Below are 22,536 nucleotides of genomic sequence, written 5' to 3' on the forward strand. Positions count from 1 at the left end.
GTCACGGTCGGCCGGGGCCCGCCGGCGCGCCCGGGGGCGCCCACGTCGTCGGCGCCGGCGGGGCCGGGGGCGCCGGTGGAGCGGGCGGGGCCGGTGCCGCGACCGGCCCGGGGACCGGCGCACCCGCCGGCGGCGGCCCGCTGGGCATCTGCGGGGGTGCTGGCGCGTACGGCGGCGGGGACGAGAAAGCGCCGGGGACGGCTGCCTGCGGCATCGCACCGGCCGGCCCGGGGTACGCCCACGCCGGCGCGGCGGGTGCGCGCGGGGGGAGTTCGCGTCCGATGTGCACGCGATACGGGTCGGGGAGATCCTCCGCGCCGGCGTCGCGCTGATCGACGTAGGCGAGCAGGTCGAGGTCGAGGCCCTCGTGCCGCATCCTGCAGTCCACGTACACCAGGGCGGTCGCGGTGGATTGGACGATCAGCGCGATGCACTGGATGAGGATCGTGACGATCTGAGTGATCACGGCCGTGACGAGGAAGGCGATGAGCGCGCCCGCTTCGGGCTCACCGGTGGGCGTGACGATCGTCGTCAGCCCCAGCGCGACGAACTGGAGGGGAAGGCCCACGAGCTGCGCGACGACACCGAAAGTGAGGGAGATGATGACGATGATGCCCAGCGTCGGCCAGAAGCGGGTGCGGGTGAGCCGCCACGACCGCGCGAGCGCCTGGCCGATGCGCGCCCGCTCGAGGATGATGACCGCGGGCACGAGGAGCAGCTTGGTGTTCAGCCACAGGGTGAGGGGGATGGCGGCGAGGAACGTCAGTACTCCGCCGACGATCGCGACCGGGACGGATGCGGTGCCCAGGGCGAAGAGGACGGCCACCACGATCGCCACGACGACCGCGACGGCCAGGAGCAGGAGGAACGCATACCCGAGCAGCCGGCCGGCCACGGGACGAACCCGTCGCCACACCCCGCGGAGGGGGAGCTTCTCGGCGACCACCGCGTGCGCGACCTCGCTGACGACGACGCCCTGCACGAGAACGCCGAGCGCCCCGGCGGCAAGGGTCAGCACGACGCCGGTGATCGCCGTGATCGCGATCGACCCGGCCGTCACGGCTTCGAAGTCCTCGGTGCCGGGGGTGAGGGTGTCCAGGCGCGAGAAGGCGGCGAAGGCGACCCCGCCGGTCACCAGGATCAGCACCAGGAAGGCGAGTGCCTGCACGCCCAGGGCGAACCCGAGCAGCACCCCGGGGTTCTGCCGCAGTGCGGTGAACGACCGGCCGAGCGTGGTGCCGAAACCGTAGGGATGCAGGGGCACGATGCCCGGGCGGGGGGCCGGCGTCCAGGCCGGGTACGCGGTCACATGCGCCTCCTCTTGCTGGGCTGGTTCTATCGTGTCACACGCGGGCGAGGCGCTCGGCTGGTGCTCAGTCGCGTCGACTACTGTGTGAAGTGAGCGCACGGGGATGCTGCCGCGCGCCCGTCGCGCAGCGGGACGGATGTGAGGACGAACGCGCAGATGACTTCACGAATCCTGGTGGTCGACGACGACACGGCGTTGGCGGAGATGATCGGCATCGTGCTGCGCACCGAAGGGTTCGACACCGCCTTCTGTGCCGACGGCGCCGAAGCGGTCGACGCCTGGCGCCGCGAACGCCCCGACCTCATCCTGCTCGACCTCATGCTGCCCGGGATGGACGGCATCGAGGTGTGCACGCGGGTCCGTGCCGAGTCGGGGGTGCCGATCATCATGCTGACCGCCCGCACCGACACCGCCGACGTGGTCAAGGGGCTCGAGTCCGGCGCCGACGACTACATCGTGAAGCCCTTCAACCCGAAGGAGCTGGTCGCCCGCATCCGCACCCGCCTGCGGCCGGTGTCCGCCGCGGGGGGCGAGGTTCTGCGCATCGGCGACCTCGCCGTGGATGTCACCGCGCACGAAGTGCGCCGCGGCGATGGCGTGATCGCGCTGACGCCGCTGGAATTCGAGCTGCTCGTCGCCCTCGCATCCAAGCCCCAGCAGGTCTTCTCGCGGGAGATGCTGCTCGAGCAGGTATGGGGCTACCACTACAAGGCCGACACGCGCCTGGTGAACGTGCACGTTCAGCGCCTGCGCGCCAAGGTCGAAACCGACCCCGACAACCCTCGCATCGTCACCACCGTGCGCGGAGTCGGGTACCGCGCCGGCGCGGTGGTGTGAGGCCGGCATGACCACGGCGACGGCCCCGCGGCGAGCGGTGCCGACCGTCGTGCAGGGGTGGCGCTCGTGGCCGGGCCGTGTCACGGCGCTGTGGCGGCGCTCGCTGCGGTTCCGGACGATCCTGGTCACCCTGGGGCTGACCGCGCTGACGATCCTCATCGCGTGCGTGTGGATGGCGCTGGCGATCCAGAACGACCTGTTCCAGTCCCGGCTCCGCCAGGCGCTCACATCGGCGCAGCGCGCCACCATCGCCGCGCAGGTCACGTTGGACGCCTCGGCGGAGACCGATGATCCCGTGACGGTGCAGAACCTCATGAACAGCGTCCTGCGTACCCTCTCGCAGCAGTCCGGCGCGGACGCCTTCGCCTCCTACCGGATCGACACGGATGCGTCGTCCCTGGCCCCGCAGAACGTGGACTCGGTCGGATTCGAGCGCACCCTCGTGACGTCGGAGTTGCGGGAGCTCGTGCGCTCGAACACCGAGACGCAGTGGTGGCAGTCGGTGTCGCTGCCCACCGAGGGCGGGACGGGTCCGGGCATCCTCGTCGGCCAGCAGCTCGATGTCCGCGGCGTCGGCCCGTACGAGGTCTACCTCGCGTACAACCTCGAAGCCGCCTCATCCACCCTGACCTTCGTGCAGGCCATGCTGTGGGTCGTCGGGATCGCACTGGTGGCGCTCATCGGCGGCATCACCTGGTTCGCGCTGCGCTCGGTCACCGTCCCGATCGGCGAAGCGGCCGAGACCAGCGCGCAGCTCGCGGCGGGCGACCTCGCCGTGCGCCTCCCCGTGCGCGGCGACGATGAGCTGGCAGTCCTCGGCCGCTCGTTCAACGCGATGGCCGACAGCATCGAGGCGCAGATCAAGGAGCTCGCGGAGCTCTCCCTCGTGCAGCAGCGCTTCGTCTCCGACGTCTCGCATGAGTTGCGGACGCCCCTGACCACCATCCGCCTGGCCGCCGACATGCTCAACGACCAGCGCGACCGGTTCGACCCGGCCACGGCGCGAGCCGCCGAGCTCCTCCACGCCCAGGTGCAGCGGTTCGAGACGCTGCTGACCGACCTGCTGGAGATCAGCCGCTACGACGCGGGATCCGTTCAGCTGGAGCTGGAGCCGACGAGTCTCGCACACCTGGCCGAGGACGTGATCGGGTCGATGCACCAGCTCGCGGAGCGGCACGGCTCGGACGTCCGCCTGCTGGCGCCCGGGGGACATTCCCTCGTGGAGATGGATGCCCGCCGCGTGCGCCGGATCGTACGCAACCTGCTCGGGAACGCGATCGAGCACGGGGAGGGTCGCCCGATCGTCGTCACCGTCGACAGCGACCAGAACGCCGTCGCGCTCGGCGTCCGCGACTTCGGCCTCGGGATGCGGCCGGGGGAGGCGGAACACGTCTTCGACCGCTTCTGGCGGGCCGACCCCTCACGCACGCGCACGATCGGCGGCACGGGCCTGGGTCTGTCCATCGCTCTCGGCGACGCACGGCTGCACGGCGGACGGCTCGAGGTGTGGTCCGAGCTCGGCCGCGGGTCGCACTTCGTCCTCACGCTTCCGCGCCGCGCGGGGGGCGACCTCGGCGGGCGCTCGCCGATCGCGCTCGATGTGGACGACGACGACACCTCGCTGGAGGCGCTGGGACTCACCCAGCCCATCGACGTGACGGAGGGCAGCGCATGAAGCGCCTGGCCGGGGTGGCCGCCGCCGTGCTCGTCCTGCTGCTCACCGCATGCGCGGGGCTCCCGAGCTCCGGTGCGGTGTATCCGGGGCGCTCGCCGGTCGATATCGTGGCCGACCCCGACTTCCGCTTCGTGCCCGACAGCCCGCAGCCCGGTGCCTCGCCGGAAGACATCGTCAACGGGTTCATCCGGGCCGGCTCCGGCCCCCAGGACTCGTGGGCCACGGCGCGGGAATTCCTGGCCGGTTCGTTCGCGCGGGAGTGGAATCCGCTCACCACCGTCACCGTCGACCGCCTCCAGGACCGCTCCGCGCCGACGGCTCCCGTCGAAGGCGTGAGTCTCGTCGAGATCACCCCGACGGGGATCGTCGATGCCGAGGGATCGTACCTGCCGCAGGGCGGGGCGCCCTCGACGCTCAGCTTCACGCTCGAGGAGGAGAACGGCGAGTGGCGCATCTCCGATGCGCCGGATGGCATCGTGCTCTTCGAGGAGCAGTTCCGCAGCGTGTTCAGCTCGGCGTCGCTGATGTTCTTCGAGCCGTCGTGGCAGTTCCTGGTGCCGGACGTGCGCTGGTTCCCCCGTACCAACATCGCCGCCTACGTGGCCGGTGCCCTCATCGACGGTGCGCCGAGTCCGTGGCTGGCCGGTGCGGTGGTGACCGCCTTCCCCGAAGAGGTCGAGACCGCCACCCGGGCCGTCCCCATCTCCGACGGGGTGGCGCAGGTCGACCTCACCGACGGAGCGCTGTCGCTGGGGCAGAACGTGCTGGATCGTATGCAAGCCCAGCTCGAGGCGTCGCTGCGCTCGGCGGGCGTCACCACCGTGCAGATGACGGCGGACGGTTCTCCCCTGACGGCGCGTTCGGCTCCCACGCTGTCGACGCGGGTCGACCCCCAGTCCCTGGTCGAAGTCGCGGACGGTCGGTTCGGGTTCCTCAACGGGGAAGACGTCGAGCCCGTCGCGGGGCTCTCGGGGGCGGTCGAATCGCTCGACGCCATGGCCGTGGAGGCGTCGGGCGACCTCGAGGCGGCCGCCGTGCTGACCGCGACCGGTGCCGTGGTGCGCGCCGGGGGGGATGAGACCACGGCTCCGCTGGATGAGCGCCCCGGTCTCATCCGCCCGACGATCGATCCGTTCGGTTTCGTGTGGAGCGTTCCGGGGACCGACCCCGCCGCGGTCCGCGCTTTCGCCGTCGGCGCCGCCCCCGTACCGGTGGAGGCGGCATGGCCGGCAGCCACCGCCGTCTCCGCGATGCAGGTCGCCCGGGATGGTGCTCGGGTGGCGGCCGCGGTGACGGTTCGCGGCCACACCGAACTGTGGGTCGCCGGCATCCGCCGCGCCGCGGATGGGGCGGGCATCGCCCTGGGCGAGCCCCACGTCGTCGCCGTCGTCGCCGGTGAGGGCGCCGGGCTCGCGTGGCTGGATGACACCACTCTCGGTCTCCTCGTCCGGGTCGGCGCGGAGGTGTCGCTTCGCGAGCAGCCCGTCGGGGGCCCGGGGACGGAGCTGACCATTCCCGCGGGAGTGTCGTCGATCGCCGGAGGCAATTCCAGCGCCCGGCTCCTCTCCAGCGCGGGCGTGCTCTATGTGCGCCAGGGGCCCACCTGGCAACAGCTCGCGACGGACATCCGGCTTCTCGCCGGGCAGCAGGGGATGCCGTAGCGCTCTCCTGCACCGTCGCGTTCTCCGATGCAGGACTCCACGGGAATCGGTGGACGGCGCGTCACGAGGCGATGTCCGGGCAGACTCGGCGCATGGACCTGGCCCCGGTGCGCACGGCCCTCGCCGACGCTCTGGCATTCGTGCTGCCCGTCGAGTGCGCCGGATGCGGCGCCGCCGACGTGGCGCTGTGCACCACGTGCCGTGCCTGCCTGACCCCCGACCCGGTACCGCACCGGGTCGGCGAGCTGGCGGTGCGCAGCGGTCTGGTCTACGACGGAGTGGTGGCGCGGGTGGTCCGTGCCCTCAAGGAGGAGGGGCGCACGTCGCTCGCACGGCCTCTGGCCGCCGCTCTCCGTGACAGCGCCGCATCCTGGGACCTCTCCGGGGTCGTCGTCGTGCCCGTCCCGACCTCCCCGGCGGCGATGCGACGCCGGGGTTACCGCGTGGCGGAACTGCTCGCCCGCCGCGCGGGATGGCGGCCCGAACGGCTGCTCCGGGTGTCGCGGCGCACCGCCGATCAGCGGGAGCTCGGCCGCGCCGCCCGCGCGGCCAACGTGGCGGGCAGTCTGCGGGCGCAGGGGGCTGCGGGGGCCCGCGTGCTCCTGGTCGACGACGTCGTCACCACGGGCGCGACGCTGGCTGAAGCCGCCAGGGCGCTGCGCGCCGCGGGAGCGGAGGTGATCGGAGCCGTCACGCTCGCCGCCACGCCGCGGCGGGTGCTGCGGGAACCGGAAACACCATCCTTCGGCCCGTGACACCCCGAGGCGCGCCGGATAGCGTGGTGGGGACAGAAGCCACGGACAGTCCGTTCCCGGAAACCCGGAACCGGGGGCGGACCCGGAACAAGGAGGTAACGGATGGACACCAGCATCGTCGGCGTGGGGGTCGGGATCACCGATCGCTTCAGCAGTGTCGTCGAGGAGAAGGCCGCCCGCATCGAGCACCTCTTCCCCCGAGCGCAGACCCTCGAGGTCAAGGTGACGCATCGCGCGCATCACAACGGGCATATGGAAGACGACACCGTCGAGCTGACCCTCATCGGCAAGGGCCCCGTCGTGCGGGCCGAAGCCACCGACGGTGACAAGTTCACCGCTCTCGATCTGGCCGTGGACAAGCTGAGCGAGCAGCTGCGGCGTGCGAAGGAGAAGCGCGTCGACGGCCGCAACCACCCGCGTGGAGCGAAGTTCGAGAAGGGCACCGGCTCGATCCAGGGCATCGACGTGCAGCCGGCATCGGTGGACGCCATCCGCGCGGTGGCGACGGGGGAGATCCCCGTCCTCCGTTCGGGAGAGGACGACGAGCCCTACAACCCCGTCGTCATCCGCACCAAGCGGTTCGATGCCGAGTGGATGACGGTCGAGGAGGCCGTGGACCGCATGGAGCTCGTCGGTCACGACTTCTTCCTGTTCATCGACGCCCGCACCGACCACCCGAGCGTCGTGTACCGACGCAAGGGCTGGGACTACGGCGTCATCTCCCTCACCGCGGCGGCACCGCCGGCCGCGCGCGCCGCGTCGTAACCGCCGCGCAGCGCTCTCGTTGAGTCGCCAACAAACGCGCGATTTTCCCGCGCGGAGCGACGGTTGCTGGCGAGTCGAGGGGTGGGGGGACCGGCATCCTCGCCGGCGCGCGCAGTCTCGCCCGCTCAGGTGTGCCGTACTCAGTCTCTCCACGCGCGGACACCGCGATCCGCGGGGTGTCGCGGCGCTCGGGCGGTTTCAGCCTGAGTTAGTGCCGGGGTGGGTGGCCGCACGACGGCCGGTGCGCTCGTCGGTGGGCTCGGCGGCCGGGGTGGACGCGGCTCCGCGCTTCTCCATCCCCCAGTTTCCGAGTGGCCGGGGACCGTCAGCCGCCGCTGAGGTGTGCCGTACTCAGTCTCTCCGCGCACGGATACCGCGATCCGTTCGGTATGGCGGTGCTCAGGCGGTTTCAGCCTGAGTTAGTGCCGGGGTGGGTGGCCGCACTCCGGCTCCTGCACCACGGGTGGATGCGTTCGGCGAGGGGCGCTCGTCGGCGGGTGCTCGGCGGTGGGCGGGTTTCCCAGGGGTCAGCCGTCGAACATGTCGCCCAGGAGCGACCCGATGACGAGGCCGCCGAGGATGCCGCCGCCCATCCCGCCGCCGCCCATACCCATGCCGCGTCCGCCCATGCCGCGGCCGCCCCAGCCGCCGTTACCCCAGTCATCCGGGCGCGAGGCGTCGATGTCCTGCTGGGCCAGCTGCAGCGCCTCGCTCGCGAGCGTCCCGGCACGCCGTGCGACGGCCTGAGCGGCCTCGCGGTCGTCCTCCGGAATCGGCCCGAAGGGGATCTCGCCGCGGAGCCGCTCGGCCTCGGCGAGCCGAGTGCGGGCGTCCGCGCCGATCCAGCCGCGGTGGCCGGCGATGACGCTGCGGGCCACGGAGATCTGACGGTCTGCGTCATCCACCGTGTGGCGCACGTGCGACTCCGAGATCACCGGCCGGGCGGCGCGCTCGCGCGCGGTGTCCAGTGCGGCGTTCGCCGTGCGCAGGCGGGACAGCGCTCCGAAGGGATCGTCCTTGGCCGCAGAGGCGGGGAGGGATGCCAGCGCCGACTCCAGGTCGGCCATCGCGGCGGTCACGGCTGGGGTCTGCGGGCCGCTGCGCGCCTCCACGAGGTCGCTGCGCGAATCGTCGATCACCGCGGCCAGCGTCGATTCGGCGCGCAGAGCCTCGATCTCGAACGCGTCCACGGCATCCAGCAGCGACTCCGCTCGGCGCACCGACTCGGTGGCCGCCTCCAGCGCGACCGACGCCTGCTCGCGCTGGCCGGCCTCCCGGCGGCGCTGGGACACATCCGCGGTGTGCACGGCGAAGTCCAGGAGCTGGTCGGCCTCGTCGGGGTTGCCGTCGATCTGATGCAGCGCCGTCTCGCTGTAGCGGCGGGACAGGCGCTCCAGCGCCTCGCGGGCGTGCGGCACGCGCTCCTCGAGTCGCTCGCGGTCGGCGCGCACGCGCTGGAGGATCTCCGGCGCCCGGCGAACGGCCTCGATGGCCGGCTGCAGGGCCGTGGTGCGCTCTTCGAGCAGGTCTTCCGCCCACTGGCACAGCTGGATGATGCGGGCGTTGCGTGTCCGCAACTCCTCGGGGGTGTCGGGGATGTGGTCGTGGTTCAGCTGGTGCAGCTGGAACGCCTCGCCCATGTGGGTGCGAACGGCCGTCAGCGCCGCGCGCAGGTCGGCGGTCCGCACGTCACCGAGCTCCGCGACGGCGAAGTCCACTTCGTCGGTGGTGAGCCGGATCCGCTCATCCGCGGCGACGAGCGCCAGCTCGGCCTGCCGGGCGAGGTCTGCATCCGCGGCGTCCTGCTCTTCACGCTTTCGCTTACCCCAGAACCCGGCCATGGCATCGATCCTACGAGTGTCCGACGGTCGGCGCGCCCGTGTTCGCTCTGCGCGCGCTGTCAGAGCGTTCGCAGGGTCTTCCGAGGTCACAAACGGATAACATGGCACAGTATGCCTGCGTGCAGGCGGGTCCGTCGCGTCAGTCGCGCTGGGCCGAACGCGACAGATGGGAATGCTCCGTGGCCAATCCTCTCGAAAGACTGCTCCGTGCCGGAGAGGGCCGCATCATCCGGCGCCTCCAGCAAGTGGTCAAGGCCGTCAACGCGCTGGAGGAGGACTACTCGCACCTCACCGACGACGAGTTGCGCGGCGAGACCGCCGAGCTGCGCGCCCGCTTCGAGGCCGGAGAGAGCCTCGACCGCCTCATGCCGGAGGCCTTCGCCGCCGTCCGCGAGGCCGCGCAGCGCACCCTCGGCCAGCGCCCCTACGACGTGCAGATCATGGGTGGGGCAGCGCTTCACCTGGGCAACATCGCCGAGATGAAGACCGGTGAGGGCAAGACCCTGACGGCGACCTTCGCGGTGTACCTCAACGCCATCGCCGGCCAGGGCGTGCACGTCATCACCGTCAACGACTACCTCGCCACCTACCAGTCCGAGCTCATGGGTCGGGTCTATCGCGCCCTGGGGATGTCCACGGGCGTCATCGTGTCGGGGCAGACGCCGGAAGTGCGTCGCGCGCAGTACGCCGCCGACATCACCTACGGCACGAACAACGAGTTCGGCTTCGACTACCTGCGCGACAACATGGCGTGGCGCAAGGAGGACCTGGTCCAGCGCGGGCACTACTTCGCGATCGTGGATGAGGTCGACTCCATCCTCATCGACGAGGCCCGCACGCCGCTGATCATCTCGGGGCCCTCGTCCGGTGAGGCCAACCGCTGGTTCGCCGAGTTCGCGAAGATCGCCCGCACGCTCGAGGCGGGCGTGGACTACGAAGTCGACGAGAAGAAGCGCACGATCGGCGTGCTCGAGCCCGGTATCGAGAAGGTCGAGGACTACCTCGGCATCGAGAACCTCTACGAGTCGGCGAACACGCCGCTCATCTCCTTCCTGAACAACTCCATCAAGGCCCTCGCGCTGTTCAAGCGCGATGCCGACTACGTCGTGATGAACGACGAGGTCATGATCGTCGACGAGCACACGGGCCGCATCCTCGTGGGGCGCCGGTACAACGAGGGCATCCACCAGGCCATCGAGGCCAAGGAGGCGGTGCCGGTCAAGGCGGAGAACCAGACCCTCGCCACGGTCACGCTGCAGAACTACTTCCGCCTCTACGAGAAGCTCGCCGGCATGACCGGTACGGCCGAGACCGAGGCCGCGGAGTTCATGTCGACCTACAAGCTCGGCGTCGTTCCCATCCCCACCAACAAGCCGATGATCCGCAAGGACCAGTCCGACCTGGTCTACAAGAACGAGACCGCCAAGTTCGCGCAGGTCGTCGAAGACATCGCCGAGCGCCACGCGACCGGCCAGCCCGTCCTCGTGGGCACGACCAGCGTCGAGAAGAGCGAGTACCTGTCGCGACTCCTGGCGAAGAAGGGCATCAAGCACGAGGTCCTCAACGCGAAGAACCACGCGCGCGAGGCGGAGATCGTCGCGCGCGCCGGGCGCCTGGGCGCCGTCACCGTCGCCACGAACATGGCCGGTCGCGGTACCGACATCATGCTCGGTGGCAACGCGGAGTTCCTCGCCGTCCAGGAGCTGAAGGCCAAGGGTCTCGACCCGGTCGAAACGCCGGAGGCGTACGAGTCCGAATGGGATGAGGCGTACGCGCGTGTGCGCGAGGTCGTGGCCGAGGAGGGCGCGAAGGTCGTCGCAGCCGGCGGGCTGTACGTGCTCGGCACGGAGCGGCACGAGTCCCGCCGCATCGACAACCAGCTGCGCGGGCGCTCGGGCCGGCAGGGAGATCCGGGGGAGAGCCGGTTCTACCTGTCGCTGACGGACGACCTCATGCGACTGTTCCAGTCGGGTGCGGCCGAAGCGATCATGGCCCGGGCGAACTTCCCCGACGACGTCGCCATCGAGTCGGGCATGGTCTCCCGCGCCATCAAGAGCGCTCAGACGCAGGTCGAGGCGCGTAACGCGGAGCTGCGCAAGAACGTCCTGAAGTACGACGACGTCCTCAACCGGCAGCGCGAGGCGATCTACGCCGACCGCCGCCACATCCTTCAGGGCGACGACATCGCCGATCGCGTGCAGCACTTCATCGAAGACGCGATCTCCGCCGTCATCGACGATCACACCGGCAGCGGTCACACCGAGAGCTGGGACTTCGACGCGCTGTGGACAGAGCTGAAGACGCTCTACCCGGTGGGCGTCACGATCGACGAGGTCGTCGCCGACGCCGGCACGCGCGGACGCATCACGGCGGAGGGACTCAAGCGCGAGATCCTCTCCGACGCGCGGATCGCGTACGCCAAGCGCGAGGAGCAGCTGGGCGAGCAGGCCGTGCGCGAACTCGAGCGCCGCGTGGTGCTGCAGGTGCTCGACCGCCGCTGGCGCGACCACCTCTACGAGATGGACTACCTCAAGGACGGCATCGGCCTGCGCGCCATGGCCCAGCGCGACCCGCTGATCGAGTACCAGCGCGAGGGCTACCAGATGTTCCAGGCGATGATGGGGCAGATCAAGGAGGAGTCCGTCGGCTACCTCTTCAACCTCGAGGTCGAGGTGCGCCGGGTCGAGGGCGAGCAGGCCGCGCAGGTCGAGGCCAAGGGTCTGGCCGCCGGCCCCTCCGAGGCGCAGCGGCTGGAGTACTCCGCCGCGAACGATGCCGGAGAGGTCGAGGTGCGCAACGATCGCGGGCAGGTGCAGAAGGCGGCCACGAGCCGTCTACGCCAGGCCGCCGCTGCCGCCGGTGCCGCACCGGCGCCCGCCGGCGCGCCCACGCGCACGGCCGAGGCGCCCCGTGGCGCGTTCGGTCAGCGCCCGGATGGCTCCACGCCCAGCGCACCGGCCGGCAACCGCGCTGAGCGCCGCGCCGCCGACAAGAAGAAGTAGGCACGGAGGTCGGGGAGGGCGCCACGGGAGCGGCATTGGCCCGCTCCCGTTCGTGGGCGCAGCGAAGACGGCGGGATATTCTGATCCGATGAGCCCGCTGCGCCCCCTCGACCAGTCCTCGAAGCTGAGGGACGTCCTGTACGAGATCCGTGGGCAGGCCCTCGTGGAGGCGGACCGGCTGGAGTCGGAGGGTCACGCGATCCTCAAGCTCAACACCGGCAACCCGGCGGTGTTCGGCTTCGAAGCACCGTTCCAGATCGTGCGCGACATGATCGAGGCGCTTCCGCACGCGCACGGGTACAGCGACAGCCGCGGCATCATGTCGGCCCGGCGGGCGGTGGTGTCCCGCTATGAACAGGTGCCGGGCTTCCCCGCGCTGGATCCGGATGACGTGTACCTCGGCAACGGCGTGTCCGAACTCATCACGATCGTCATGCAGGCGCTGCTGGACGAGGGCGACGAGGTGCTCATCCCCGCCCCGGACTATCCGCTCTGGACCGCCATGACGAGCCTCGGCGGCGGCACGCCGGTGCACTACCTGTGCGACGAACTGGACGAGTGGCAACCCGACCTCGAGGACATCCGCGCGAAGGTCACGCCGCGCACGAAGGCGATCGTCGTGATCAACCCCAACAACCCCACCGGCGCGGTGTACTCCCGAGAGGTGTTGGAGGGGATCGCGCAGATCGCGCGCGAGCACTCGCTCCTGGTGCTCTCCGATGAGATCTACGACCGCATCCTCTTCGACGACGCCGTCCACATCCCCATGGCCGTGGTCGCCCCCGACCTCCTGTGCCTGACCTTCAACGGCCTGTCCAAGACGTACCGCGTCGCCGGCTACCGGTCGGGGTGGCTCGCCATCACGGGTCCGAAGAAGCACGCGGCCGGGTTCCTGGAGGGCATCCAACTCCTGGCCTCCACGCGGCTGTGCGCGAACGTGCCCGCTCAGCACGCGGTCCTGGCCGCCCTCACCGGCGTGCAGTCCATCGATGCGCTCATCGCGCCGTCGGGGCGACTGCACGAACAGCGGGATGCGGCGTGGGAGAGCCTCGAGGCGATCCCCGGGGTCTCGTGCGTGCGCCCGCGTGGCGCGCTGTACGCGTTCCCGCGCCTGGACCCCCAGGTGTACGACATCCCCGACGATGGGAAGTTCGTGTACGACTTCCTCGTCGCCGAGCATGTGCTGCTCGTCCAGGGCACCGGCTTCAACTGGCCGACACCCGACCACCTGCGCATCGTGACGCTCCCGGAGGCGCGTGTGCTGACGGATGCCATCGAGCGCCTCGGCAACTTCCTCGCCTCCTACCGCGCGTAGCCCACGCGAGAAACGACGTGCGGGATGAGACGGCACGCGTCGCGCCGTTTCTCGTCCGGCATGTTGTTTCTCGCGCGCAGTGTGGGCGGGCGTAACCTTCCGGCATGGCGATCGAACTGAACAAACCCGCCCTCCGCCACGCCCGCGCGCTCATCCGTGACGGCAAGGTCGTGAAGGACGAGCGAGACGACTGGTCCGAGGCCGCGCCCACGGCCGCGCAGGAGAACGCGTTCCTGGAGAAGGAAGGCTGGACGGAGTACTCGCACTGGCACCTCGGCATCGACAAGAGCGAGAACCGGGAGACGAAGGGCGCCTACTCGTTCCCCTTCGGCGACTTCCGCGCCGTGCATCGCTCCGGCGTGATCTCCGGCGAGAGCCGGGCGGGCCAGTACGACCATGACGAGATCCGTGATGCCCTCCGATCGCTCCTGGAGCTCATCGACGGTTCGTGAGTCACAGCAGCGCGAGGGATGTCGCCCGCCAGCGCCGGTCGATGCCCTGCAGGCGGATCGCCACCGCGCGGGTGCGGGCAGGAGAGGCCACGATGACCACGGCCTCGACCACCCCGTCGGCAGGGATGCACGTCCGCACGGACAGGATCGCGTGCAGGGGACGGGTCGCCGGCACCCCGCGGGCACTGCGCGCGCGGGTGGCGAGATTCGCCCGCGTCAGCAGTCCGCGGTAGGCGTCCTCGGTCAGCCAGCGCGCCAGCTGCTCGATCTCCCGCACTCCGGCGAGCACTTCCAGCACGCCGCGCGTCAGGTTGCGCAGGAGCGGTTCGGGTTCGGGGAGCGCGGAGGAGGACGTCCGCTGCGGCGCGAAGAACTCGTCCACATCGGCGGAGCGCACGATCACGGGGTAGGGGCGGGCAGAGCCCGCCGGCATCGGAGCCATAGGCGCGCCTATCTCGACAGGGGGGATGTCGTGGAACAACGGTCGCTTTCTCGGCTTTCAGTAGAGCACACGGGCGAGCGCCGCAACAGATTCGGTTCCGGGTGTGGACAACTCGCCGTGCTCGAGAGCCCCGTGCCCTAACCTCGCGCCATGCGCTGGGATCGCTTCTTCGAAGACATCGAGGACCAGCTCGCCTCCGAGTGGGAGGCCGAGCGGGCAGCGCTGGAGACCGAGGCGGAGCGTCTGCGGCTCTCGCGGGTCACGCTGCATGAGAGGCTGACCGCGCTCGCGGCGACCGACGGCGACCCGGTGGCCGCCTCCTTCGACCTGCGCGGCGGCGCCACCCTGACCGCCCCGATCGCGGGCTTGGGGGCGGACTGGTTGCTCGCCTCCCCGTGGGGCTCGCGGTCGGGCGCGGCGCTGGTGCCGCTGGACGCGATCATGGGGATCTCGCTCGCGCACGCCCCGTTGCTGCGCACGGCCCGCCCCGGGAGCGCCGCCGCGGCATCCGCCGTTTCGCGACGCGCCACCTTCGGGTTCGCGGTGCGAGACCTCGTGCGCCGACGCGCGGGAGTCGTCGTCCATGGGCAGGACGGGAGATCCATGGCGGGGACGATCGATCGCGCGGGCGCCGACCACCTCGATCTCGCACTGCACGAGCGGGGTGCCGTGCGGCGCGCGGCCGAGGTCACGGGCTACCGCATCGTGCCGTTCGCCGCGGTCTCCTGGATCGCGGTCGAGGGTCACCCGGACGCCGTGCGAGGCTGACCCCCTCAGTCGCCCTGGGGGGCCCGCCCTCGACCCCACAGCTCCGGAAAGCTGGCGGCGTTGGACTGGCGCCACAGCGCCATCCGCCGTGCTTCCTCCGCCTGATCCTCCAGGTACGCGTCGACGCTGTCCTCCTCGACCCGCCAGCGCGCAGGGCTCCCCACGCGCATGCCGCGCAGCCGCCCCTCGTGCACCAGGGCCACGACCTCGTCCACGGAGATGTCCAGGAGCTCCGCCACCTGAGCGGGGGCGAGCAAGCGCGTGCCTGGGGGCGGGCGGTCGGGCATGTGCCCATTATTACCGGCCTCCTCCGGGGGCCCCGGACGGCCCGCGCCGCTGTGGATAAACGCGGACGCGGATGCAGCGATCGGAGCACCATATCGGCATGACTGCCCTCGATCCACCGCGTGCACGCTCGCGGCCCTTCTGGGGCGACGCGCGGTTCCTTCTCGGCGTCCTCCTGGTGGTGGTCTCCGTCGCGGGCGTCTGGCTCGTGGTCAGCGCGGCTCGCCAGACCGCACCCGTCCTCGCCGCCTCTCGCACCATCGTCCCGGGTGAGACCGTCGGCGCGGACGATTTCCGCACGGTGGACGTGGCACTCGGTACGGCCGGAGCCGCCTACGTCGCCGCCGATGCGCTGCCCGAGGGAGCCGTTGCCACGCGGACGATCGGCGAGGGCGAGCTGGTTCCCGCCGAGGCGGTGGGTGCGGCGGGCGAGGCCCGCGTGACGACCGTCGTGATCGACACCGCCGTGGACGTGCCCGCCGCGATCGCCTCGGGAAGCCGGGTCGAGGTGTGGTTCGCACCGGCGCTGGAGCGCGGAGTCTTCGACACGCCCCGCATCCTCGTCGCCGATGCGACCGTGGCCAGCGTCACGCGCGACGACGGCGTGATCGGCGAGGCGGGAGCCGCCCTCGAACTGGTGATCCCGCGCGCGGACGTGGCTGCCACTTTGGACGCGGTGTCGGACGGGTCCTCGCTCTCGGTCGTCCCCGTGGCGGGGCGCACGCCGTGATCCGGGTGCTCGTGGCCGTCGACGCCCCTCGGGGCGACCTCCTCGCCCGGGAACTCGCCGAGGAGGGGGTGGAGATCGACGCCGTCGTCCCCGCCGGTGCCGCACGGGAGGCGGTTGCCGCCGCCGGCTCGGTCGACACCCTGATCCTGCAGGCGGATGCGCGCACCCTGAGCGCCGCCGTCCTCGGCGAGTGCGACGCCCGGGGGATCCGCATCGTGGCCCTGTGCGCCGACGAAACCGGTCGCCGGATCGCCGCGCGGTTCGGGCTGGCCCCGCCGCTGCCGCTCGATATCGAGGGGTGGGTGCTCATGGATGCGCTGTCGCTGCCGGCCATGCGCCCCGTGCGCGCAGAGCCGGAGCCGGCGGGGCGGATCGTGTCGGTGTGGGGGCCGCACGGGGCACCCGGACGATCCACCCTGGCGATCGAGCTGGCCGCCGAGCTCGCCCGCGGCGGGCGATCGGTCGCCCTCGTGGATGCCGACTCGCACGCGCCGTCCCTCGCCCTCTCGCTGGGACTCGCCGATGAGGGCCCGGGGTTCGCGGCGGCGTGCCGGCAGGCCGAACTCGGGGGTCTGGATGCGGCCGAACTCAGCCGCATCAGCGTGCCGCTGCGCACGGCCGGGGGCACGGTCGAGGTGCTCCCCGGCATCAACCGGCCGGGGCGGTGGCCGGAGCTGTCCGACCGGCGGGTCGGCGCGGTCCTGGGGATCTGTCGCACATGGGTGCACTCCGCCGTCGTGGATGTCGCGGCCTCCCTCGAGCGCGACGAGGAGATCGTGAGCGACCTCGACGGTCCGCGCCGCAACGCGGCCACGCTCGCGGCGTTGCGGGCGTCCGATCTCGTGGTCGCGGTGTGCGCGGCCGACCCGGTGGGGGTCGCGCGGTTCCTGCGCGCCTACACGGAGCTGCGGGCGGCCATCGGGACGACGCGGGTGGCCGTCGTCGTCAATCGCCTGCGCCCGGGAACGCTCGGAATCGACGCCCGCGGCCAGGTGCGACGCACGCTCGAGCGCTTCGCCGGGATCGAGGACGTGTGGTTCGTGCCGATGGATCCCCGGTCGGCGGATGCGGCGATGTTGGCCGCCCGCCCCGTCGCCGAGGCCGCCCCTCGGTCGCCCCTGGCCGCGGCCGTCCGGCGCTTCGTCGGTGAGGCGGTCGAGCCTCCTCGAGCGGCGGCGCCCGAACGTCGTCGCCGACGCCGCGAGCGGCGGGCGGAGCCGGCGACGATCGCCCAGACGGCCCGAGCACAGTGACGAGACCCGTCCTGCAGCAAATTAGGCTGGGGACGTGTCCACGCTCAGCGATCTCGTCTACGCCCAGGGCCGCTCGACCGAGGCCGACGTCGACTGGCTGCACCGGCTCGTGAGCGACGGCCAGCTTCTCGCCGATCTGGCCTTCGCCGACATCGTGGTGTGGGTGCCGACCCAGGATGACTCGTTCATCGCCGTGGCGCACACCAGGCCCGGGGGCGCTGCGACGCTGTTCTACCGCGACATCGTCGGCGACCGCGTGCGGCCGCAGTGGCGCACGCAGGTGCGTGAGGCGTTCGAGAGCGGCCGCATCGTCGACTCCGCATCGCCCGACTGGTTCGAGGAGACCCCCACGCGTGTGCGTGCCGTGCCGATCGTGCGTCAGCTCGCGCGCAACGGGGACGCCCCCGTGACCGTGGGTGTCCTCACGCGTCACACGAACCTGGGGGAGACCCGCACCCCTTCTCGTCAGCAGATCACCTTCAACGATTGCGCCGACGACCTGTTCGGCATGATCTCCACCGCCGAGTTCCCCGACCTGGCCGCCCCGACGGCTCCGCGCCGCGGTGCCCCGCGCGCGTCGGACGGTCTCATCCGCCTGGATGTGGACGGCATCGCCACGTTCGCGAGCCCGAATGCGCTGTCGGCGTTCAACCGGATGGGCTTCGACGACGAACTCGAGGGCGAGTCACTGGTCGACGTGACGACCCGCATCCTCCCCTCCAAGCGGCAGGTGGACGAATCCCTCCCGGTCGTGGTCACCGGCCGCGCGCCGTGGCGCGCCGACATCGAGGCGCGCGGAGTGCAGGTGTCGCTGCGCACCATCCCGCTGCGCGAGCGGGGAACCCGGATCGGTGCGATCGTGCTGTGCCGCGACGTGACCGAGATCCGCCACCAGGAGCAGGAGCTCATCACCAAGGACGCCACCATCCGCGAGATCCACCACCGGGTGAAGAACAACCTGCAGACGGTGGCGTCGCTGCTGCGCATCCAGGCTCGCCGCACGCACTCGGACGAAGCACGCGACGCGCTCACCCAGGCGATGCGGCGGGTGTCCGCGATCGCGGTCGTGCACGACACCCTGTCGGAGGGTCTCGCACAGAACGTCGAATTCGACGACGTGTTCGCCCGTGTGCTCAAGCTGGTGGCCGAGGTCGCCGCCGCACCCAACACCCGCGCTCGTACTCGCTCGACCGGTCGGTTCGGCACCCTGCCGAGCGAGTACGCGACGCCGCTGGCTCTCGCCCTGACGGAGCTGGTGACCAACGCCGTCGAGCACGGGCTGGCGGGGCAGGAGGGCGATGTCGAGATCTCCGCCGTCCGGACGGACGAAGTGCTGGAGGTGCGCGTTCGGGACAGCGGCGTCGGGCTCCCCGAAGGTCAGGTGGGCCGGGGCCTCGGGACGCAGATCGTTCGCACGCTCATCCAGGGCGAACTCGGCGGAACGATCGACTGGCACACCCTCGTGGGAAGCGGTACCGAAGTCACGATCGAGATCCCGATGCGTTACATCGACCGATCGAGCATGTGAGGCCAGGAATTCGTCTAAACCGACACTGCGCGTCGGCGCCGAGGATGCGGAGACGACCGCACTCCCGGCGCTCCGGCGCAGTGCCCTACGGAGGGGTGGCTAGGACGCGCGGCGGGCGCGGGCGGCGCGGCGCTTCAGGGCACGCCGCTCATCCTCGGAGAGACCGCCCCACACCCCCGAGTCCTGGCCGGACTCGAGCGCGTACTGGAGGCAGATCTCGGTGACCGTGCACCGGGCGCACACGGACTTCGCCTTCTCGATCTGGTCGACGGCCGGACCGGTGTTCCCCACGGGGAAGAACAGCTCGGGGTCGACGGTGAGGCAGGCAGCTTTGTCGCGCCAATCCATGGTGGTGCTCCTTGAAACAAATTCGGTTAGCAGAGCCCGGAGTCGGGTCTCCGATACCCTGGTGGGAGATGCGAGCAGTTCGGCTCGCCCCACGTCGCTGTGGGAGCACACGGCTTGCTCCATGTTCCCATAGGCGGTCTGAGCTATCAAGAGGTTAACGGCAGGTTTACAGCCTGTTACCAGTCGCCCCCACATCCGATGACGAGGAGTCACGCCATGCCCGTACGGCTTCTCGCTGCCGGAGTCCTCGTCCTCGAGGCGGTCGGTGTCGCGGCGCTTCTCGTGTGGCAGGTGGCGGCGATCGCGGCGGGCGACATCGTGTCGGTCTCCAGCGCGCTCGCCCTCGCCGTGTTGACGCTCGTCGGCGTCATCGCCGTCGCCGCGTTCGCCGTGGCCACGGCCCGGGGTCAGTCGTGGGGCCGCTCCGGTGGCATCGTGGTGCAGGCGCTCATCCTCGCCGTCGCGCTCGGCGCGTTCACCGGCGAGCAGGCCAATCCGGCGCTGGCCGCGCTGATCGCCGCTCCGGCGGTGCTCGGTGGGATCCTGCTGTTCCTGTCGGTCCGCGATGCGGCCAAGGATGCCGGCGGGCGCGAAGCGTCCTGACCGGTTGCCGCAGCTCAGGCGGGGACGTCGATGCCGAGCGTCTTGCGCAGGCGCGCGACGTGCCCGGTGGCCTTCACGTTGGTGAACGCGTACTCGATCACGCCGTCCTCATCGATCACGAAGGTCGAGCGCAGCACGCCTTCGATCGTCTTGCCGTAGTTCTGCTTCTCGCCCCACGCGCCGTACGCGTCGTGGACGGCGTGGTCGGGGTCGCTGAGGAGCGGGAAGACGAGCCCGTCCCGCTCGCGGAACTCCCGCAGCTTCGCGGGCTGATCGCGGGAGACCCCCAGCACGGTGTAGCCCGCACCCTGAAGCGAGCCCAGGCTGTCCCGGAAGTCGCACGCCTGCGTGGTGCACCCGGGCGTCATGGCCGCCGGATAGAAGTACACGATCACGCGGCGGCCGCGGAAGTCGGCGAGCGAGACCGGATGCTCGTCCTGATCCAGAAGAGTGAAGTCGGGTGCTGCCATGCCGGGCTCGAGGGTGCTCACCCGTCCAGCCTACGGTCCGCGAAGGTCGACAGCAGCCGGTGAAGCGAATCCAGGCGGGCGGCGCCGCCCTCGCCGAGCCGCCCTTCGGCGACGGCTTCCGCGATCGCGCAGTCGGGAGCATCCGGCAGGTGCGTGCAGCCGCGCGGGCACTCCTCGGCGATCTCGGCCAGATCGGTGAACGCGGCCAGGATGTTGGCGGGGTCGACGTGTCCGAGGCCGAACGAGCGGACACCGGGGGTGTCGATGACCCACCCCGCCCCGCCCTGTCCGCGGTAGCGGAACGAGACCGTCGAGGACGAGGTGTGGCGGCCGCGACCGGTGACGACGTTGACGTGTCCGATCGCCCGCTCCGATCCGGTGAGGGCGTTGACGAGCGTCGACTTCCCGACGCCCGAGTGCCCGACGAACACCGTGGAGTGGCCCACGAGGGCCGCGCCGATGCGATCGAGGGGTACGTCGCCGGGTGCGCTGGTGAACACCTCGAGACCGAGCCCATCGAAGTGGGAGAGGAAGGCGGACGGGTCGGCGAGATCGGTCTTGGTGACCACGAGCAGGGGCCGGATGCCCGCATCCAGCGCCGCGACGAGGTAGCGGTCGACCAGCCGTGCGCGCGGCTCGGGGTCGGCGGCGGCCACGACGATGAGCATCTGGTCGGCGTTGGCGACGATCACGCGCTCGACCTGGTCGGTGTCGTCGGCGCTCCGGCGCAGGAGCGACGTGCGGTCCTCGATGCCGATGATGCGTGCGAGGGTGCCCTCCGCGCCGGAGGTGTCGCCGACCACGCGGGCGCGATCGCCGTTGACGATGGCTTGCTTGCGCAGTTCGCGCGCCCGCGTGGCGGTGATCCGCCGCTCATCGGGCCCGCCTTCATCCACGAGCACGGCGTAGCGCCCGCGATCCACACCGAGCACGCGCGCGATCACGGCGTCCGCATGGGCGGGCCGCCGCTTCGTGCGGGGGCGGTTCGCCTTCGGATTCGGCCGCACGCGCACGTCGGTCTCGTCGAGGTCGTCGTCCTCGTCGGCGTCGAAGTCTTCCAGCCAGCTCATCGTCCTCGCCCGCCGTCAGCGGGCGGCACCCTCCCGCATCCCCTGCCATAGCGACACGAACTGGGGCATCGTCTTGGCGGTGGTGCCGATGTCGTCGATCCGGACGCCGGGGACCCGCAGCCCCACAAGCGCACCGGTCGTGGCCAGCCGGTGATCGTGGAACGTCTTCCACGTGCCGCCGTGAAGGGGCCTCGGCACGATGCGGATGCCGTCCTCCAGCTCATGCGCCTCGCCGCCGAGAGCGCGCAGATTCCCCACGAGAGCGGCGATGCGGTCGGTCTCGTGCCCGCGGATATGGCCGATGCCGTACAGCGTCGTGGGACCCTGCGCGAAGGCGGCCAGGCCGAAGAGCGTCGGGGCGAGCTCGCCCGCGGCGGACAGATCGAGATCGATGCCCTCGATGGCCTCTCCGGCGGTGACGGTGAGGTTGGTCGAGCGGCGGACGACCTTGGCGCCCATTTCGGCCAGGATCTCCGACAGCAGAGCGCCCGGTTGCGTCGAGTGCAGGGGCCAGCCGGGGACGGTGACCTGTCCTCCCGCGACCATCGCCGCGGCGAGGAACGGGGCGGCGTTGGAGAGGTCGGGCTCGATGGTGACGTCCTTGCCCCGAACGGGCCCCGGCGGCACGATCCATTCTCCCGGGGCGGGACGCTCCACATGGATGCCGCGATGGGCGAGCGAATCGATCGTCATGTCGATGTGGGGGAGGCTCGGTAGGCGCCGACCGGTGTGACGCAGGTGCAGACCGACGTCGAACCGAGGTGCCGCCAGCAGGAGACCCGACACGAACTGGCTCGAGGCGCTGGCGTCGATCTCGATCTCGCCGCCGCGGACGTGGCCATGACCGCGCACCGTGAAGGGCAGCGACCAGTGGCCGCCGTCGTCGATGTCGAGGCCCACCTCGCGAAGCGCGGCGATGAGCGACCCCATCGGGCGATGCAGGGCGCTCTCGTGCGCGGTGAGGGTCACGTCTCCGACGGCGAACCCGGCGAGCCCGGCGACGAACCGCATCACCGTTCCCGCCTGGCCGCAGTCGATCTCGACACCGCCGTGGAAGGGCGCCCGGGGGGTGATCCGCAGGTCGTCGCCGGCCCGGCGCTCGCCGGCGACGCGGTCGACGGCGACACCGAGACACGTCAGGGCGTCGACCATGCGGTCGGAGTCGTCGGAGTGCAACGGTGAGCGCAGGAGGCTCGGACCATCCGCCATCGCCGCGAGGATGAGCTCGCGGTTGGTCAGCGACTTCGAGCCGGGCACCGTGACGGTCCCTCGCAGGGGACCGTGGGCGACGGGCGCCTCCCAGGCGCCGCGTGGGGGGACGTGGGAGGGGGGAGGGGAATAGCCGTGGGGGGTCATCGGTTCCACACTAGTAAAGGAGGGGTGGATGATCGGGGTTCTTGACGGCACGGCCGTAGACGTCGGCGTAG

21 protein-coding genes are annotated in these 22,536 nt (G+C 71.2%); 13 read left to right on the forward strand and 8 right to left on the reverse strand.

Annotation, left to right across the window (positions count from 1 at the left end; translation table 11 throughout):
- Nucleotide 1: 1 nt before the first annotated feature.
- Nucleotides 2-1,309, reverse strand: a complete 1,308-nt coding sequence (locus AC2DFQ_RS00185) for a glycerophosphoryl diester phosphodiesterase membrane domain-containing protein (protein ID WP_484509846.1) — start codon at nucleotides 1,307-1,309, stop codon at nucleotides 2-4.
- Nucleotides 1,310-1,465: 156 nt separating this feature from the next.
- On the opposite strand from AC2DFQ_RS00185, the gene mtrA reads away from it, so the two are divergent.
- From mtrA to hpf, 5 genes are all read left to right on the forward strand, one after another.
- Nucleotides 1,466-2,146, forward strand: a complete 681-nt coding sequence (gene mtrA / locus AC2DFQ_RS00190; RefSeq protein ID WP_484509845.1) for an MtrAB system response regulator MtrA — start codon at nucleotides 1,466-1,468, stop codon at nucleotides 2,144-2,146.
- A 7-nt stretch (nucleotides 2,147-2,153) separates the two neighbouring features.
- Complete coding sequence (mtrB, locus tag AC2DFQ_RS00195) at nucleotides 2,154-3,821, forward strand: MtrAB system histidine kinase MtrB (RefSeq protein ID WP_484509844.1); 1,668 nt, start codon at nucleotides 2,154-2,156, stop codon at nucleotides 3,819-3,821.
- Nucleotides 3,818-5,482, forward strand: coding sequence for an LpqB family beta-propeller domain-containing protein (locus AC2DFQ_RS00200; RefSeq protein ID WP_484509843.1), 1,665 nt, complete (start codon nucleotides 3,818-3,820; stop codon nucleotides 5,480-5,482). The genes mtrB and AC2DFQ_RS00200 overlap by 4 nt, the downstream gene beginning before the upstream one ends.
- Before the next feature lie 92 nt (nucleotides 5,483-5,574).
- Nucleotides 5,575-6,237 (forward strand): ComF family protein, encoded by a 663-nt coding sequence (locus tag AC2DFQ_RS00205; protein ID WP_484532581.1) that lies wholly within the window; start codon nucleotides 5,575-5,577, stop codon nucleotides 6,235-6,237.
- A gap of 102 nt (nucleotides 6,238-6,339) precedes the next feature.
- Nucleotides 6,340-7,002, forward strand: coding sequence for a ribosome hibernation-promoting factor, HPF/YfiA family (hpf, locus tag AC2DFQ_RS00210; protein ID WP_484509841.1), 663 nt, complete (start codon nucleotides 6,340-6,342; stop codon nucleotides 7,000-7,002).
- A gap of 527 nt (nucleotides 7,003-7,529) precedes the next feature.
- On the opposite strand, the gene AC2DFQ_RS00215 is transcribed toward hpf, so the two are convergent.
- Complete coding sequence (locus AC2DFQ_RS00215; RefSeq protein WP_484509840.1) at nucleotides 7,530-8,843, reverse strand: hypothetical protein; 1,314 nt, start codon at nucleotides 8,841-8,843, stop codon at nucleotides 7,530-7,532.
- Nucleotides 8,844-9,022: 179 nt separating this feature from the next.
- Between AC2DFQ_RS00215 and secA the strand changes: the two genes are divergently transcribed.
- The 3 genes from secA to AC2DFQ_RS00230 all read left to right on the forward strand — a co-directional run bounded on the left by secA (nucleotide 9,023) and on the right by AC2DFQ_RS00230 (nucleotide 13,612).
- Nucleotides 9,023-11,845 carry a preprotein translocase subunit SecA gene (secA, locus tag AC2DFQ_RS00220; RefSeq protein WP_484509839.1) on the forward strand — a complete coding sequence of 941 codons (2,823 nt, stop codon included), beginning with the start codon at nucleotides 9,023-9,025 and terminating at the stop codon, nucleotides 11,843-11,845.
- An 88-nt stretch (nucleotides 11,846-11,933) separates the two neighbouring features.
- On the forward strand, nucleotides 11,934-13,160 hold the full coding sequence (locus AC2DFQ_RS00225) for a pyridoxal phosphate-dependent aminotransferase (RefSeq protein ID WP_484509838.1): 1,227 nt from the start codon (nucleotides 11,934-11,936) through the stop codon (nucleotides 13,158-13,160).
- A 104-nt stretch (nucleotides 13,161-13,264) separates the two neighbouring features.
- Nucleotides 13,265-13,612 carry a hypothetical protein gene (locus AC2DFQ_RS00230; protein ID WP_484532582.1) on the forward strand — a complete coding sequence of 116 codons (348 nt, stop codon included), beginning with the start codon at nucleotides 13,265-13,267 and terminating at the stop codon, nucleotides 13,610-13,612.
- A gap of 1 nt (nucleotide 13,613) precedes the next feature.
- Here AC2DFQ_RS00230 and AC2DFQ_RS00235 read toward each other — a convergent pair whose 3' ends face one another.
- Nucleotides 13,614-14,054, reverse strand: coding sequence for an Rv3235 family protein (locus AC2DFQ_RS00235; RefSeq protein WP_484532583.1), 441 nt, complete (start codon nucleotides 14,052-14,054; stop codon nucleotides 13,614-13,616).
- Nucleotides 14,055-14,204: 150 nt separating this feature from the next.
- On the opposite strand from AC2DFQ_RS00235, the gene AC2DFQ_RS00240 reads away from it, so the two are divergent.
- Nucleotides 14,205-14,822, forward strand: coding sequence for a hypothetical protein (locus tag AC2DFQ_RS00240; protein ID WP_484532584.1), 618 nt, complete (start codon nucleotides 14,205-14,207; stop codon nucleotides 14,820-14,822).
- A 5-nt stretch (nucleotides 14,823-14,827) separates the two neighbouring features.
- Here the strand turns inward: AC2DFQ_RS00240 and AC2DFQ_RS00245 are convergent, their stop codons facing one another.
- The gene (locus AC2DFQ_RS00245; RefSeq protein WP_484509834.1) at nucleotides 14,828-15,109 is read right to left on the reverse strand and encodes a helix-turn-helix domain-containing protein; all 282 of its coding nucleotides are present in this window, start codon (nucleotides 15,107-15,109) and stop codon (nucleotides 14,828-14,830) included.
- Nucleotides 15,110-15,207: 98 nt separating this feature from the next.
- Between AC2DFQ_RS00245 and AC2DFQ_RS00250 the strand changes: the two genes are divergently transcribed.
- The 3 genes from AC2DFQ_RS00250 to AC2DFQ_RS00260 are packed head-to-tail and all read left to right on the forward strand — an operon-like array spanning nucleotide 15,208 to nucleotide 18,618.
- Nucleotides 15,208-15,837 carry an SAF domain-containing protein gene (locus AC2DFQ_RS00250; RefSeq protein ID WP_484509833.1) on the forward strand — a complete coding sequence of 210 codons (630 nt, stop codon included), beginning with the start codon at nucleotides 15,208-15,210 and terminating at the stop codon, nucleotides 15,835-15,837.
- Nucleotides 15,834-17,090, forward strand: coding sequence for a CpaE/TadZ family protein (locus tag AC2DFQ_RS00255; protein ID WP_484532585.1), 1,257 nt, complete (start codon nucleotides 15,834-15,836; stop codon nucleotides 17,088-17,090). The genes AC2DFQ_RS00250 and AC2DFQ_RS00255 overlap by 4 nt, the downstream gene beginning before the upstream one ends.
- Before the next feature lie 34 nt (nucleotides 17,091-17,124).
- Nucleotides 17,125-18,618 (forward strand): sensor histidine kinase, encoded by a 1,494-nt coding sequence (locus AC2DFQ_RS00260; RefSeq protein ID WP_484509831.1) that lies wholly within the window; start codon nucleotides 17,125-17,127, stop codon nucleotides 18,616-18,618.
- 99 nt (nucleotides 18,619-18,717) lie between these two features.
- On the opposite strand, the gene AC2DFQ_RS00265 is transcribed toward AC2DFQ_RS00260, so the two are convergent.
- Entirely contained in the window at nucleotides 18,718-18,966 is a 249-nt protein-coding gene (locus AC2DFQ_RS00265) for a WhiB family transcriptional regulator (protein WP_019182239.1), read from the reverse strand.
- Between the two features lie 216 nt (nucleotides 18,967-19,182).
- Here AC2DFQ_RS00265 and AC2DFQ_RS00270 point away from each other — a divergent pair, with 216 nt between their 5' ends.
- The gene (locus AC2DFQ_RS00270; RefSeq protein WP_484509830.1) at nucleotides 19,183-19,569 is read left to right on the forward strand and encodes a histidine kinase; all 387 of its coding nucleotides are present in this window, start codon (nucleotides 19,183-19,185) and stop codon (nucleotides 19,567-19,569) included.
- Nucleotides 19,570-19,583: 14 nt separating this feature from the next.
- On the opposite strand, the gene bcp is transcribed toward AC2DFQ_RS00270, so the two are convergent.
- Genes bcp through aroA form a run of 3 tightly spaced genes read right to left on the reverse strand, consistent with a single transcriptional unit; the run spans nucleotide 19,584 to nucleotide 22,465 of the window.
- Nucleotides 19,584-20,060, reverse strand: coding sequence for a thioredoxin-dependent thiol peroxidase (gene bcp / locus AC2DFQ_RS00275; protein ID WP_484509829.1), 477 nt, complete (start codon nucleotides 20,058-20,060; stop codon nucleotides 19,584-19,586).
- The gene (gene rsgA, locus AC2DFQ_RS00280; RefSeq protein WP_484509828.1) at nucleotides 20,057-21,109 is read right to left on the reverse strand and encodes a ribosome small subunit-dependent GTPase A; all 1,053 of its coding nucleotides are present in this window, start codon (nucleotides 21,107-21,109) and stop codon (nucleotides 20,057-20,059) included. Before rsgA ends, bcp begins: the two co-directional genes overlap by 4 nt.
- A gap of 15 nt (nucleotides 21,110-21,124) precedes the next feature.
- Complete coding sequence (aroA, locus tag AC2DFQ_RS00285; protein WP_484509827.1) at nucleotides 21,125-22,465, reverse strand: 3-phosphoshikimate 1-carboxyvinyltransferase; 1,341 nt, start codon at nucleotides 22,463-22,465, stop codon at nucleotides 21,125-21,127.
- Between the last annotated feature and the right edge of the window lie 71 nt (nucleotides 22,466-22,536).

Source organism: Microbacterium sp. Z11_20, from assembly GCF_057197605.1.

Coding starts and splice junctions, on each gene's coding strand:
- mtrA (WP_484509845.1), top strand. CDS start 1,466: ATGACTTCACGAATCCTGGTGGTCGACGACGACACGGCGTTGGCGGAG.
- mtrB (WP_484509844.1), top strand. CDS start 2,154: ATGACCACGGCGACGGCCCCGCGGCGAGCGGTGCCGACCGTCGTGCAG.
- AC2DFQ_RS00200 (WP_484509843.1), top strand. CDS start 3,818: ATGAAGCGCCTGGCCGGGGTGGCCGCCGCCGTGCTCGTCCTGCTGCTC.
- AC2DFQ_RS00205 (WP_484532581.1), top strand. CDS start 5,575: ATGGACCTGGCCCCGGTGCGCACGGCCCTCGCCGACGCTCTGGCATTC.
- hpf (WP_484509841.1), top strand. CDS start 6,340: ATGGACACCAGCATCGTCGGCGTGGGGGTCGGGATCACCGATCGCTTC.
- AC2DFQ_RS00215 (WP_484509840.1), bottom strand. CDS start 8,843: ATGGCCGGGTTCTGGGGTAAGCGAAAGCGTGAAGAGCAGGACGCCGCG.
- AC2DFQ_RS00225 (WP_484509838.1), top strand. CDS start 11,934: ATGAGCCCGCTGCGCCCCCTCGACCAGTCCTCGAAGCTGAGGGACGTC.
- AC2DFQ_RS00230 (WP_484532582.1), top strand. CDS start 13,265: ATGGCGATCGAACTGAACAAACCCGCCCTCCGCCACGCCCGCGCGCTC.
- AC2DFQ_RS00235 (WP_484532583.1), bottom strand. CDS start 14,054: ATGGCTCCGATGCCGGCGGGCTCTGCCCGCCCCTACCCCGTGATCGTG.
- AC2DFQ_RS00240 (WP_484532584.1), top strand. CDS start 14,205: ATGCGCTGGGATCGCTTCTTCGAAGACATCGAGGACCAGCTCGCCTCC.
- AC2DFQ_RS00245 (WP_484509834.1), bottom strand. CDS start 15,109: ATGCCCGACCGCCCGCCCCCAGGCACGCGCTTGCTCGCCCCCGCTCAG.
- AC2DFQ_RS00250 (WP_484509833.1), top strand. CDS start 15,208: ATGACTGCCCTCGATCCACCGCGTGCACGCTCGCGGCCCTTCTGGGGC.
- AC2DFQ_RS00265 (WP_019182239.1), bottom strand. CDS start 18,966: ATGGATTGGCGCGACAAAGCTGCCTGCCTCACCGTCGACCCCGAGCTG.
- AC2DFQ_RS00270 (WP_484509830.1), top strand. CDS start 19,183: ATGCCCGTACGGCTTCTCGCTGCCGGAGTCCTCGTCCTCGAGGCGGTC.
- rsgA (WP_484509828.1), bottom strand. CDS start 21,109: ATGAGCTGGCTGGAAGACTTCGACGCCGACGAGGACGACGACCTCGAC.
- aroA (WP_484509827.1), bottom strand. CDS start 22,465: ATGACCCCCCACGGCTATTCCCCTCCCCCCTCCCACGTCCCCCCACGC.